Consider the following 11,028-nt stretch of genomic DNA (forward strand, 5'->3'; position numbering starts at 1 on the left):
GCCGGGGTGGCCCGTCCAGCGGTTTACTGGATGGATATGGCAATCACCTTCAACCACACCATTGTCGCCGCCAAGGATCGGCGGACCTCGGCCGAGTTCTTCACCGAGTTGTTCGGCCTGCCCGGCCCGCAGGAATTCGGGCCGTTTCTCGCCGTGACGCTCAATCATGGGGTCAACCTCGACTACGCCCAGGTCGGCGCCGGCGAGGAAGTCCGGCCCCAGCACTACGCATTCCTGGTGTCCGAGGACGAGTTTGACGCCATCTACGGCAAGATCCGCGACCGCGGCATGCAGCACTGGGCGGATCCACATGGTCAGCACCCGGGCGAGATCAACCACAACGACGGTGGCCGCGGGGTGTATTTCCAGGACCCGTCAGGGCATTACCTGGAGATCATCACCCGCCCGTACGGGGGCTGAGTACCCGCTCCGCGAGCGTCGGTGCGCCCGGCCCGCGCAGCCGTGGAAGCATGGCTGCCCGGTTGCCCAGTGCCGAGACCAGTTCGGCCGCGCGGCCCTCGACGAGCTGATCGCCGTCACCGTGGCACCAGTCGGCGTCGGCGGCCACCAGCCGTAGCCCGCGGCTGTTGCGGTAGGCCGGCACGAACGGGTTGGGAAAGCTCACTTGTGTGTTGAGCACCGCGACGAGAACCTCGATGGGTATTCGTGGTTCCAGGTCCAGGGCGTAGAGGATGTCGAGCTCGTGGGTGACATGGTCACCGATCAGCAGGCGGGCCGGAAAGTACCGGCCGAGGCCGATCGGGCGGTCCATGTGGTTGCGCAATTCCGCCAGCAGCTCCCCCGGGCCGCGGGTGGCGGCGTGTTCCCGGGCCAGGGCGGCATTGGCGGGGTCGAATCCGCCGCAGCGATACATGTGCGAGACGAAGGTGCCGATGCCGCAGCTGTAGCCGATCACGAGGTGGGCGAGTACCTCGTGGTTGGTCCACTCCGAGCACAAGCTGGGGGCCGACCACTGCTCGGCCGTCAACGTCTCGGCGACCGAAATGAACCGGGCGTCGTTGGCCCGCAGCAGTTCACGCGCGGACACCGAGGTGCTCCCTGAGGAATGCGGTCTGATCAGCGAGCACCCGACTCACCAGCGGTGGATGGTAGATCGCGAAGTGGTCGGAATCGTAGTGCCGGGCAACGCCCAGTGGGGCACGTGCGGCCACCAGCGCCGCGTAGCGCGGGTCCATGAGGTTTTCCCGGTCACATACGCACACCAGCAGCGGCGCCGATATCCGGCGCGCATGACGCAACGCGGAGGCAATCACCACCCCCGTCATGTCCGCCGCGGCGATCCGGTTGTCGAAACTTCCGCCGGGCGGCACCGTGGAATTCCAGCCGGACTCGGCGTCGGGCGCGGTGACCATGGCCTTGCCGCCGGGCGGCCCGACGATCGGAACGTAATGACGACCGCGCCGCGCCAGTGCGCGCAGCGCGTCAGCGCCGATCGCCGGGGCCATCCGCAGTGTGCCGGGCAGGCCCAGACTGCGGGCCGCCGCGGGCCCGTGCACGATCGGGCATTGGACGACGGCTGCGGCGATGTCGTTGCGCTCGGCGGCCACCCGCACCGCGTTCATGCCACCGAGGCTGGTGCCCCACAGGCCGATCCGGCCCGCGTCGACAGCGGGATGTGCACGTACGTGGTTCAGCGCGGCGTGCACGTCCCGGCATTGGCGCCGTATCGAAAAACGTTGCCGCGGCGCGCCTTCTGAGGCGCCGGTGTGAAGGTAGTCAAACGCCAGGGTGGCGATGCCCGCCGCGGCGAAGTGCTGTTCGTACTGCGGGAGCATCATCTCGTGGGTGGCCCCCAGACCGTGGGCCAGCACCACGGCCGGGTGCGGCCCAGGCCCGGTGGGCAGGGTCAGCCAGGCAGCGCACCGCTGCGCGCCTGAGGTGAAATCCGAGCGGGTAGTGGGGACGGTGCGCGTCATGAAAGCTCCTCATAAGTACGGCGTACGTATGGGATAGACTCTGATACGTACGGTGTACTTGTCAAGGAGTTTTGATGCGCGCACGTTTCACGGTCGACGAAATCGCCTCAGCCGCACTACGAATCGTCGATGAATCCGGCCCCTCGGCGTTGAGCATGCGGGCGCTGGCCACCGCACTGGGCACCGGGCCCATGACGATGTACAACTACGTCGCCGACAAGGAGGCGCTGGAGGAGCTTGTCGTCGCCGCCGTGGTAGCCCAGATCGTCGTGCCGCAGGTCAGCGACGACTGGCAGCACGACGTGCACGCGATCGCGACCGCGATGTGGCTCGGCGTGCGCGCGCATCCGGCCGCCATCCCCCTCGTCCTGATCCGGCGGATGTCCTCGGCGACCGGCTTCGCCATCGCCGACGCACTGGTGGCGGCCCTGGGCCGCGCCGGGCTGTCCGACACCGATCGCCTGTCGGGGTTCCACGCCGTGATGGGATTGGTCACCGGCTGCGCTCAGGCCGTACTCGCCGGCCCATTGACGGGCGGCGCGCCGGAGGCCGCGACCCGGATCGGCTCGGTGGCCGGCGGCGAATACCCGCACATCGAAGCGCTGTCCCGGGTGGCGGCAGCGACGTCGGTCGACGACGATTTCGACGGGGGTCTGCGGATGCTGATCGACGGCATCGCGATGCGGGGCCGTCGACGTCAGCGGTGACCGCGCTCGTGTTCCTGATCGCGGTAGGCGTTGGCCAGCGTGTCGACGTGACCGGGCAGCGAGCCGGCCGCCACATCGGCCAGGCTGGTCTCCTCCAGAACCGAGCGCATGCTGGCCCGCAGCGCACGCCAGACGTCGGTCAGCGCCGCCGTCGGGCCGGAGTACGGCAGATCGCCCAGACCGATGTCACGCACACTGGCCAGGGGCCCGTCGATGCAGCGCAGCACGTCGGCGATGCTGATCTCACCGGCCGGGCGGGCCAGCTCGTAGCCGCCGTCGCGGCCGCGATGACTGCGCACCAGCCGGTCGGTCCGCAGGGCGGTGAGGATGTCGACGAGGAACTGCGCCGGGATGCCCTGCGCCTTGGCCAGGTCATCGGTCTTGACCAGCTCGCCATCTCCGACCGTCGCGAGCTGGACCATGGCTCGGACGGCATACTCCGCCTTCGCCGACATCCGCATGCCCTCAGATTGTGCCAGGCCGGCCACCATCCGGACCGATACGGTCCGTTGCGGTATGGAATGCTTTGCAGCGGCGCGGATGGTTCCTGGAGGACGGCGATCGTGAAGGTCATCAAAGACACAAGGCCGACAAGCGGATTGAGCGGGCAGGTGTACCTGTGAACCGCTCGTCGGCCGCGTGAGGCACCGGACCCCGTGGCGCCGCCTGACGATCAGCCTCTGCCTGGCGTTCGTCATCGCGGTCCTGAGCGCATGCCACGCCACCCCGCCTGATCGCAACGCCGATGTCGCTCGCCTTGCGGGGCTGCTCGGCGAGATGCCCGGTGTGCTGACGGTCGGCCACACCGTGACCAATCGCCCCGCACAGGGCGTGGTGCGCTTCGTCGTCGACGTCCAGACCGAGGCGGGCATCACCGAAAACCAACTCGCCGCAGTGGTATCCCGCTATCTGCAAGACCTCACGATGGTCAACTACACCGGCTACCACACCGAGCTGATCGCGCACCACGGCTGGAACGCCTTCGCCGTCGACGGCGGCAGGCTCCCGATCGGGAACGGTCAGCAGATCGTTGCCCAGGCCCGGAACTGGGTGGCAATGCGCCGCGAATTCCCCACGGCCGCAGTGCGTCTACGCGCCACGGTGACCCACCCTCACGGCGAGAGCCCGATGCAGGAATGGGGGCATTCCGATGTCGGTTCCATTCGGCTGGCCGACAACACCGATTACCGGGACGTGGCCGCGACCGTCACCGCGCTCACGGAGAAGTTCGCCGGCCTGGCCCATCTGACGTGGACGATCAGCGCAGGCGACGACCATCCAGCCGAGATCAAGAGCACCCGCCGCTTCCCCACCGCCGCCGAACTCGACATCTGGAATCAGATGAACGCCGACCAGACCATCCCGCACACCAACAAGCTGACCGTCAACGGCCGGGTGCAGACACCCGTCTGGCTCGCCGAACAAACCCGGTCCCACGATCCGGCCGACGCGGTCGCGCTCGCGCAGCGTCACCTGCCGCTGGTCGCCACACTTGCCGCCCCGACGCTGTACACCGCCAGCGACCAGATACAAGGGCACATCACCGGTGACGGGCGGGCGGTGGGCCCCATCGCCATCACCGTCGGCGGGTGCACGACCCGTGATTACCTCGTCTACCAGCCACCGGCCGCCGAGCAGGCGCTGATGAACGCGTACGAGACCTGCAGGCGCCCGTGACGACCGGGTTCAGTCCGGGACGGCTGCGGCGTCCGGGACGACGACGGCGAACAGATCGGCCATGGCGGCCAGGCTCGCCGACTGCATGACCGCAGCGGGCACCGGCGCACTGTCCGGGCCGGCCAGCGTGCGGGTGGCGGTGGCAGCGGCCACCACGGTCGGGGCATAGCCGAGGTTGAAAGCACCGCGCGCGGTGGAGTTCACGCACATGTGCGTCATGAAGCCGGCCAGCACCAGGTTCGACGCGTCGAGTCCCTTCAGGCGGTCGTCGAGGTCGGTCTGCACGAATGAGTTGGGGAACTGCTTGACCACCACCGGTTCTCCCGCACGCGGAGCCACCGATGCGACGATCGCACCGCTTTCCCCCTCGATGTCGTAGAGCGAACCCGGACCGTCGGAATGCTGGATGTGGATGATCGGGATGCCCGCGGTGCGGGCCCGGTCGAGCAGTTGCGCGGTCTGCTCCAACGCGGCCTGGACCCCTTCGAGCTCCATGATTCCCTGGGTGTAGGTGTTCTGGCAGTCGATCAGCACCAGGGTGGAATCTGCGAGGCGGGCCGGTGCGGCCGGCAGGCTGGCCAGTTCGCGCAAGGTAGGGCGGGTCATCTTGGCAAGCCTAGGTGGCCGGCGCCGCGAAAACGGCGCTAACCCGCAGTGACGGCCAAAACCCGCTCGGCCAGCTCGGGCCGGCACACGATCAGGTCGGGCAGCGTGGGATCGGCAGAGTTGTAGACCAACCGGGAGCCGTCGATGCGCGAGGTGTGCAGGCCGGCCGCGCGGGCCACCGCGACGGGCGCGGCCGAATCCCACTCGTACTGACCGCCGGCGTGCACGTACACGTCGGCAATCCCCCGGATCACCGCGGCGACTTTGGCCCCGGCCGAACCCATTTCCACCAGCGTTCCCTCGAGTGCCTCCTGCACGGCCAGCGCGACCGCGGGCGGGCGGGTACGCGACACCACGACCCGGGGCGGGCCGTCGAAGGCACGCGGTGCGGCTACCTCGGGGGTGGACAGCGTGGTGTTCTGGGCGGGCAACGCGACCGCTCCCGCGAAGAGTTCACCCGCACTCCACAGCGCGACGTGCACGGCCCAGTCGTCGCGGCCGAGTTCGGAGAACTCGCGGGTGCCGTCGAGCGGGTCGACGATCCAGACCCGTTCGGCACTCAGCCGTGCCGGGTCCGACCGCTCGTCGGCCGTGGCCTCCTCGGACAGCACCGAGTCACCGGGAACCAGCCTGGCCAACTCGGCCATCAGGAAGTCGTGGGACTGCTTGTCCCCGGCTGCCTTTCGATCGGCGGGTGATGCGTCGGCGAAGTCGGCGCGGACATCGAGCAGCAGTTCCCCGGCCCTGGTGGCCAGCCGGGCGGCCAGTTCGTGATCGTTCACGACGGTAATTCCAGCAGCTCGATCACCATGTCGGCCAGTTCAGCGGTGCTGTGATCCGGCGTGAGGCGCAGATCGGGGTTCTTCGGCCGCTGGTATGGACTGTCGATGCCGGTGAAGTGGGTGATCTCACCGGCACGCGCCTTGGCGTAGAGCCCCTTGGGATCCCGGCGTTCGCAGTCTTCCAGCGGGGTGTCGCAGAACACCTCGTAGAAGTCGACGCCACCCTCGTTGGCCACCTTGCGCGCCAGCTCACGGTGCTCCTCCAGCGGGCTGATCGCGGGCACCAGGACGATCTGGCCGGAGTCGGCCAGCAGTGCGGCGACGTGGGCCAGCCGACGCAGGTTCTCAGCCCGGTCGGCCATCGAGAAGCCGAGGTCGGCGTTGAGGCCGTGGCGCAGGTTGTCGCCGTCCAGAACGTATGCCGGCACGCCCTTTTCGAGCAGCTTCTGCTCGACCAGCATCGCCACCGAGGACTTGCCCGACCCCGACAAGCCGGTGAACCAGATCGTGCGCCCGCGGCTGAGCCGGTCCCCCGGGGTGACCAGCGACTCGTGCCGCACCGCATTGGGGCTCGCGGCCTCGTTGCGGGTGTCGCGCAGCACCATGCCGGCGCCGACGGTGCCGTTGGTGTTGGGGTCGATCAGGATGAACGATCCGGTGGCCGCGTTGCGGCTGTACTCGTCGAGCAGCAACGGCGCTTGGGTACGCAGCGAGATACGGCCCAGCTCATTGAGTTTGAGCGCGCTCGCGGACTTGTCCCGGTGCAGGGTGTTGACGTCGAGGCGGTAGTCCAGGCCGGTGATCTTGGCCCGGGTGGTCCGGGTGGTGTGCTTGACCAGGTATTCGCGTCCGGGCTCCAGGGACGCGTCGTCGGCCATCCAGCACACCGTGGCGTCGAAGTCCTGGGTGACGCGGGGCTGGTTGTTGGGCCGGGCGATCATGTCACCGCGCGAGATGTCGATGTCGTCGGACAGGCTGATCGACACCGCCATCGGAGGGAACGCCTCCTCGACGACACCGCTGGGTCCGTCGATCTGGGTGATGCGCGTGGGCTTTCCGGCCGGCAGCACGATCACGTCGTCACCGGGACGCAGCACGCCGCTGGCGACGGTCCCGGCGTAGCTGCGGTGGTCGGCGTGTTCGTGGGTCTGCGGACGGATCACGTACTGCACCGGGAAACGCACGTCGACCAGGTTGCGGTCACCGGCGATGTAGACGTCTTCGAGGTGGCTCAGCAGCGACGGCCCCTCGTACCAGGGCGTGACGTCGGATTTGGTCACCACGTTGTCGCCGTTGAGCGCCGACATCGGGATCGTGGTCACGTCGTGCACGTCCAACCGGGCGGCGAACGCGTGGAACTCGTCGCGGATCGCCTCGAAACGCTCCTGATCCCAGTCGATCAGGTCCATCTTGTTCACAGCCAGCACAATGTGCTGGATGCCCAGCAGCGAAGCCAGGAACGCGTGCCTGCGGGACTGCTCGAGCAGGCCGTGCCGCGCATCGACCAGCACGATGACCAGCTGTGCGGTGGAGGCCCCGGTCACCATGTTGCGGGTGTACTGGATGTGCCCCGGGGTGTCGGCGATGATGAATTTCCGCTTGGCCGTGGCGAAGTAGCGGTAAGCGACATCGATGGTGATGCCCTGTTCCCGCTCGGCCCGCAGGCCGTCGGTCACCAGCGCCAGATCGGTGTAGTCGTTGCCACGTTCCTTGGAGGTCCGCTCGACCGCGGCCAGCTGGTCCTCCATCACAGCCTTCGAGTCGTACAGCAGCCGGCCGATCAGCGTGGATTTACCGTCGTCGACGGATCCCGCGGTGGCGATGCGTAACAACGTGCTCATCAGCTGTGCTCTCTCTTCTTCGCGCAAGCGCTCATCAGAAATAACCCTCTCGCTTGCGATCTTCCATTCCGGCCTCGGAGATCCGATCATCGGCGCGGGTGGCGCCCCGCTCGGTGAGCCGGGACACCGCGGTCTCGGCGATGACCTCGGAAACCGTTGCAGCCGTTGATTCGACGCAGCCGGTGCAGGTGACGTCGCCGACGGTGCGGAAACGCACGGTCTTCTCGATCACCGGTTCGTCCTTGCGCGGCTGCATGTACTTGTGCACCGCGAGCAGCATGCCGTCGCGCTCGAACACCTTGCGCTGGTGGGCGTAATAGATGGAGGGCAGCTTGATCTTCTCGGCGCCGATGTAGGACCAGATGTCGAACTCGGTCCAGTTGGAGATCGGGAACGCGCGGATGTGCTCACCCTTGTGGTGGCGACCGTTGTACAGGTTCCACAGCTCGGGCCGCTGGGCCTTGGGGTCCCACTGGCCGAACTCGTCGCGGAAGGAGAACACGCGCTCCTTGGCGCGGGCCTTCTCCTCGTCGCGCCGGGCACCGCCGAAGGCGGCGTCGAACTTGTTCTCCCGGATGCCGCGCAGCAGCGTCACGGTCTGGATCGGGTTGCGCGACGGGATGGTCTCCACCACGCGCCCGGCATCGATGTCGTCCTGGACCTTGGCGACGACCAGACGTGCACCGTAGTGCTCCACCAGTTCATCGCGAGCCTCGTACACCTCGTCGAAGTTGTGCCCGGTGTCGACATGCATGACCGGGAAAGGCAGCCGTCCCGGCGCGAACGCCTTGACCGCCAGGTGCAGCATGACGATCGAGTCCTTGCCGCCGGAGAACAGCAGCACGGGCTTCTCGAACTCGGCGGCCACCTCCCGGATGATGTGGATGGCCTCTGCCTCCAGGGACCGCAGGTGGCTCAGCTCATAATTACCTGAGCGGCCGGCTCGACCCGCTTCGGATTTCTGCGCGGTGGTCATCACTTCCCCATTAAGTTGGTAGGAATGGCCAGAATTGCAAGCATGGCCAGGAATGTATCCGGCTGGTCGCCGCGGTGTCAATGGTTGCGCTCAGGCTCGGTGCCCGGTGACGTGGGCACCGGCCAGATGGGGCAGCCGCACGGTCGCGACCAGGGTCAGCGCCAGCAACCCGCCCAGCACCAGGTAGGTCAACGAATACGAGGTCAACTGGCTGAGCAACAGCGCGGCCACGGCGATGCCCAGGCCCGCCGCCAGCTCCTGCACCGAGGCATTGAGCGTGTTGGCATGCGTCAGCTCCTCCCCCTCGACGTCGGAAAACGCCAGGCTGTTGTACGCGGTGAAGCCGATCGAGCGCAGCGCGCCACTCAGGTAGAGCACGACAGCCATCACCACCACCGGCAGTCCCGGCCGCAACGCCGCCAGCAGGCCGAAACAGGCGACCGAGGCCAGCCCGTTGGTCAGCAGCACAGTCCGGATGCCGAATCGGCGCATCAGCGGTGTGGTGACCGGTTTGATCGTCAGGTTCCCGGCGAACAGCGCCGCCACCATGACGCCCGCGGCCAGCGGCGTCCAGCCGAACTCCAGCTGGAACTGCAGCGGCAGCAGGAACGGCACCGCGGTGATCACCAGGCGGTACAGCGAGCCTGCCACCACGGTGATCCGCAGCGTGTGCACCTTCAGCACCCGCAACTGCACGAGCGGGGCCGCCGCGGTGAGCAGCCGCCACATCGCACCGGCGAGCAGCACGACCGCTCCGGCACCGCACCCAGTGACCAATCCCCAGTCGGTCCCCGAAACCCGGATGTTCTCCAGGGCGATCAACCCCGCGGCGATGCCGGAGCCGAGCGCCAGCAGGCCCGGCCAATCCAGCGATCGAAGCGTGGGCTGCGGCCCGCCCCGGACGAGTTTGAGCGCCAGCACGAGTCCGACGACGCCGATCGGAAGGTTGACCGCGAAGATCCATCGCCAGCTGCCAAGCGTCGCGATGGCACCGCCCAGCACGGGGGCCAGCACCGGTGCCGTCAGCGCCGGCCAGGTCAACAAGGCGATGGCTCGCACCAGGTCCGACTTGCCGCTCTGGCGCAATACCGCGAGCCGGCCGACCGGCACCATCATGGCGCCGCCGACCCCCTGCAGGATGCGCATCGACACCAGCATCGGCAGTGACACGCTCAGCGCGCAGCCGACCGAGGCCAGCGTGAACACCGCGATGGCCCCGACGAACACCCGCCGCGTGCCGAACCGGTCGGCCAGCCATCCGCTGGCCGGGATCAGCACCGCCACCGTGACGAGGTAGGCCGAGATCGCCACGTTGACGTCGACGGCGGCGACGCCGAACGACGCGGCGATCAGCGGGATGGCCGGCGCGATGATCGTCGCGTCGAGGATCTCCATGAACAACGCGCCGGCCACCAGCAACGCCATACCCCGCGGGAAGGGCGGATTCCCAGGTCCGGACGTCACGCGGTTACCTCGCAGGTAATTGAGACGCTGACCGCCGCCGGCACACACTGGCGGCCATGAGCATCCAGACCGGCCCGGCCGTGATGGCGCAGTTCCTGCCCCAGTCGCCGTTCGTGACCAAGCTCGGCATCGTCGCCGATACCCTTGACGCACCCGAGGTTCGGCTGCGGATGCCCTGGGATCCCTCGAACATCACGATTGCCGACATGGTGCACGGCGGTGCGATCGCGGCACTGGCCGACGTCACGGTGATGGCCGCGGCATGGGCACAGGCCGAGGTTCCGGGTTCGCTTCGCGGAGTGACGGTCTCGATGACGATCAACTATCTGGCACCGGCGCGGGCCACCGACCTGATCGGCCTCGGGCGCGTCCTGCGTCAGGGCAGGTCCCTGGTGAGCTGCGAGGTCGATATCGTCACGCCCGCCGGCGAGGCGGTGGCCAAGGCCATTGCCACGTACAAGGTGGGGTGAGCCTCACAGCGTCACCTCGTTGAGCTTGCCCGTGGCCACGTCGAAGATGAACCCGCGCAACGACTCATGCTTGGTGACGAATGGGCTCGATTCGATGCGCCGTAAGGACTGACGGACGTCTTCCTCGAGGTCGACGAACGCCTCCGCCGCCCAGTTGGGCTTGATGCCGATCTCGTCCTGGATCTGCTGTTTGAACCCGTCATCGGTGAAAGTCAGCATGCCGCAATCGGTGTGGTGAATAAGGATGATCTCCTTGGTCCCCAGCAGCCGCTGGCTGATGGCCAGCGACCGGATCTCGTCGTCGGTGATGACGCCGCCGGCGTTGCGGATGACGTGTGCCTCGCCGTCACCCAGGCCGAGGATGCGATAGACGTCCAGCCGGGCATCCATGCACGCAACGACCGCTACGTGCTTGCTCGGCGGCAGCGGCAACGGCCCATTGAAGGTCGTGGCATATACCTCGTTGTTGGCCAGGTACTGATCGGTGACAGACATGATCCGACGCTAACCCCGCGGTGGGTGGCCGGGCCAGAGGCAGAATCAGGTTGATCCGATAAAGCGATGGCCG

At 67.7% G+C, this 11,028-nt stretch carries 13 protein-coding genes; 4 read left to right on the forward strand and 9 right to left on the reverse strand.

All coding sequences use genetic code 11. The annotated features are described in order from the left end of the window. The first annotated feature begins 36 nt into the window (after positions 1-36). Positions 37-420, forward strand: a complete 384-nt coding sequence (locus BN2156_RS24655) for a VOC family protein (RefSeq protein ID WP_090517659.1) — start codon at positions 37-39, stop codon at positions 418-420. On the opposite strand, the gene BN2156_RS24660 is transcribed toward BN2156_RS24655, so the two are convergent. Both BN2156_RS24660 and BN2156_RS24665 read right to left on the reverse strand, forming a co-directional pair. After that, on the reverse strand, positions 398-1,048 hold the full coding sequence (locus BN2156_RS24660) for a maleylpyruvate isomerase family mycothiol-dependent enzyme (RefSeq protein ID WP_090517660.1): 651 nt from the start codon (positions 1,046-1,048) through the stop codon (positions 398-400). The two genes, BN2156_RS24655 and BN2156_RS24660, sit on opposite strands and share 23 nt — an antisense overlap. After that, on the reverse strand, positions 1,035-1,937 hold the full coding sequence (locus BN2156_RS24665) for an alpha/beta hydrolase (protein ID WP_090517661.1): 903 nt from the start codon (positions 1,935-1,937) through the stop codon (positions 1,035-1,037). Before BN2156_RS24665 ends, BN2156_RS24660 begins: the two co-directional genes overlap by 14 nt. 74 nt (positions 1,938-2,011) lie before the next feature. On the opposite strand from BN2156_RS24665, the gene BN2156_RS24670 reads away from it, so the two are divergent. Next, a complete protein-coding gene (locus tag BN2156_RS24670; RefSeq protein ID WP_090517662.1) occupies positions 2,012-2,644 on the forward strand; it encodes a TetR/AcrR family transcriptional regulator C-terminal domain-containing protein in 633 nt (210 codons plus the stop codon). Here the strand turns inward: BN2156_RS24670 and BN2156_RS24675 are convergent. Beyond that, complete coding sequence (locus BN2156_RS24675) at positions 2,635-3,105, reverse strand: Rrf2 family transcriptional regulator (RefSeq protein ID WP_090518520.1); 471 nt, start codon at positions 3,103-3,105, stop codon at positions 2,635-2,637. The genes BN2156_RS24670 and BN2156_RS24675 overlap by 10 nt on opposite strands. A gap of 178 nt (positions 3,106-3,283) precedes the next feature. On the opposite strand from BN2156_RS24675, the gene BN2156_RS24680 reads away from it, so the two are divergent. Further along, positions 3,284-4,321, forward strand: coding sequence for a hypothetical protein (locus BN2156_RS24680; protein ID WP_090517663.1), 1,038 nt, complete (start codon positions 3,284-3,286; stop codon positions 4,319-4,321). 9 nt (positions 4,322-4,330) lie between these two features. On the opposite strand, the gene BN2156_RS24685 is transcribed toward BN2156_RS24680, so the two are convergent. The 5 genes from BN2156_RS24685 to BN2156_RS24705 form a co-directional block, all read right to left on the reverse strand. Continuing rightward, positions 4,331-4,927, reverse strand: a complete 597-nt coding sequence (locus tag BN2156_RS24685) for a cysteine hydrolase family protein (RefSeq protein ID WP_090517664.1) — start codon at positions 4,925-4,927, stop codon at positions 4,331-4,333. 38 nt (positions 4,928-4,965) lie between these two features. Then, complete coding sequence (locus BN2156_RS24690; RefSeq protein WP_090517665.1) at positions 4,966-5,709, reverse strand: 3'(2'),5'-bisphosphate nucleotidase CysQ; 744 nt, start codon at positions 5,707-5,709, stop codon at positions 4,966-4,968. Next, complete coding sequence (gene cysN, locus BN2156_RS24695; protein WP_264035269.1) at positions 5,706-7,640, reverse strand: sulfate adenylyltransferase subunit CysN; 1,935 nt, start codon at positions 7,638-7,640, stop codon at positions 5,706-5,708. The genes BN2156_RS24690 and cysN overlap by 4 nt, the downstream gene beginning before the upstream one ends. After that, positions 7,585-8,526, reverse strand: a complete 942-nt coding sequence (gene cysD / locus BN2156_RS24700; protein ID WP_090517667.1) for a sulfate adenylyltransferase subunit CysD — start codon at positions 8,524-8,526, stop codon at positions 7,585-7,587. Before cysD ends, cysN begins: the two co-directional genes overlap by 56 nt. Positions 8,527-8,616: 90 nt before the next feature. Continuing rightward, positions 8,617-9,951, reverse strand: coding sequence for an MFS transporter (locus BN2156_RS24705; protein WP_090517668.1), 1,335 nt, complete (start codon positions 9,949-9,951; stop codon positions 8,617-8,619). 95 nt (positions 9,952-10,046) lie between these two features. Between BN2156_RS24705 and BN2156_RS24710 the strand changes: the two genes are divergently transcribed. After that, positions 10,047-10,460, forward strand: a complete 414-nt coding sequence (locus BN2156_RS24710) for a PaaI family thioesterase (RefSeq protein ID WP_090517669.1) — start codon at positions 10,047-10,049, stop codon at positions 10,458-10,460. Between the two features lie 3 nt (positions 10,461-10,463). Here BN2156_RS24710 and BN2156_RS24715 read toward each other — a convergent pair whose 3' ends face one another. Then, positions 10,464-10,955, reverse strand: coding sequence for a beta-class carbonic anhydrase (locus BN2156_RS24715; RefSeq protein ID WP_090517670.1), 492 nt, complete (start codon positions 10,953-10,955; stop codon positions 10,464-10,466). Positions 10,956-11,028 lie beyond the last annotated feature (73 nt).

It is taken from the genome of Mycolicibacterium neworleansense, from assembly GCF_001245615.1.
Lineage (GTDB): Bacteria > Actinomycetota > Actinomycetes > Mycobacteriales > Mycobacteriaceae > Mycobacterium > Mycobacterium neworleansense.

Excerpts from the sequence above, each read along its gene's own strand:
- BN2156_RS24655 (WP_090517659.1), top strand. The coding sequence starts at position 37 with ATGGCAATCACCTTCAACCACACCATTGTCGCCGCCAAGGATCGGCGG.
- BN2156_RS24665 (WP_090517661.1), bottom strand. The coding sequence starts at position 1,937 with ATGACGCGCACCGTCCCCACTACCCGCTCGGATTTCACCTCAGGCGCG.
- BN2156_RS24670 (WP_090517662.1), top strand. The coding sequence starts at position 2,012 with ATGCGCGCACGTTTCACGGTCGACGAAATCGCCTCAGCCGCACTACGA.
- BN2156_RS24675 (WP_090518520.1), bottom strand. The coding sequence starts at position 3,105 with ATGCGGATGTCGGCGAAGGCGGAGTATGCCGTCCGAGCCATGGTCCAG.
- BN2156_RS24685 (WP_090517664.1), bottom strand. The coding sequence starts at position 4,927 with ATGACCCGCCCTACCTTGCGCGAACTGGCCAGCCTGCCGGCCGCACCG.
- cysN (WP_264035269.1), bottom strand. The coding sequence starts at position 7,640 with ATGATCGGATCTCCGAGGCCGGAATGGAAGATCGCAAGCGAGAGGGTT.
- cysD (WP_090517667.1), bottom strand. The coding sequence starts at position 8,526 with ATGACCACCGCGCAGAAATCCGAAGCGGGTCGAGCCGGCCGCTCAGGT.
- BN2156_RS24705 (WP_090517668.1), bottom strand. The coding sequence starts at position 9,951 with ATGGCGTTGCTGGTGGCCGGCGCGTTGTTCATGGAGATCCTCGACGCG.
- BN2156_RS24710 (WP_090517669.1), top strand. The coding sequence starts at position 10,047 with ATGAGCATCCAGACCGGCCCGGCCGTGATGGCGCAGTTCCTGCCCCAG.
- BN2156_RS24715 (WP_090517670.1), bottom strand. The coding sequence starts at position 10,955 with ATGTCTGTCACCGATCAGTACCTGGCCAACAACGAGGTATATGCCACG.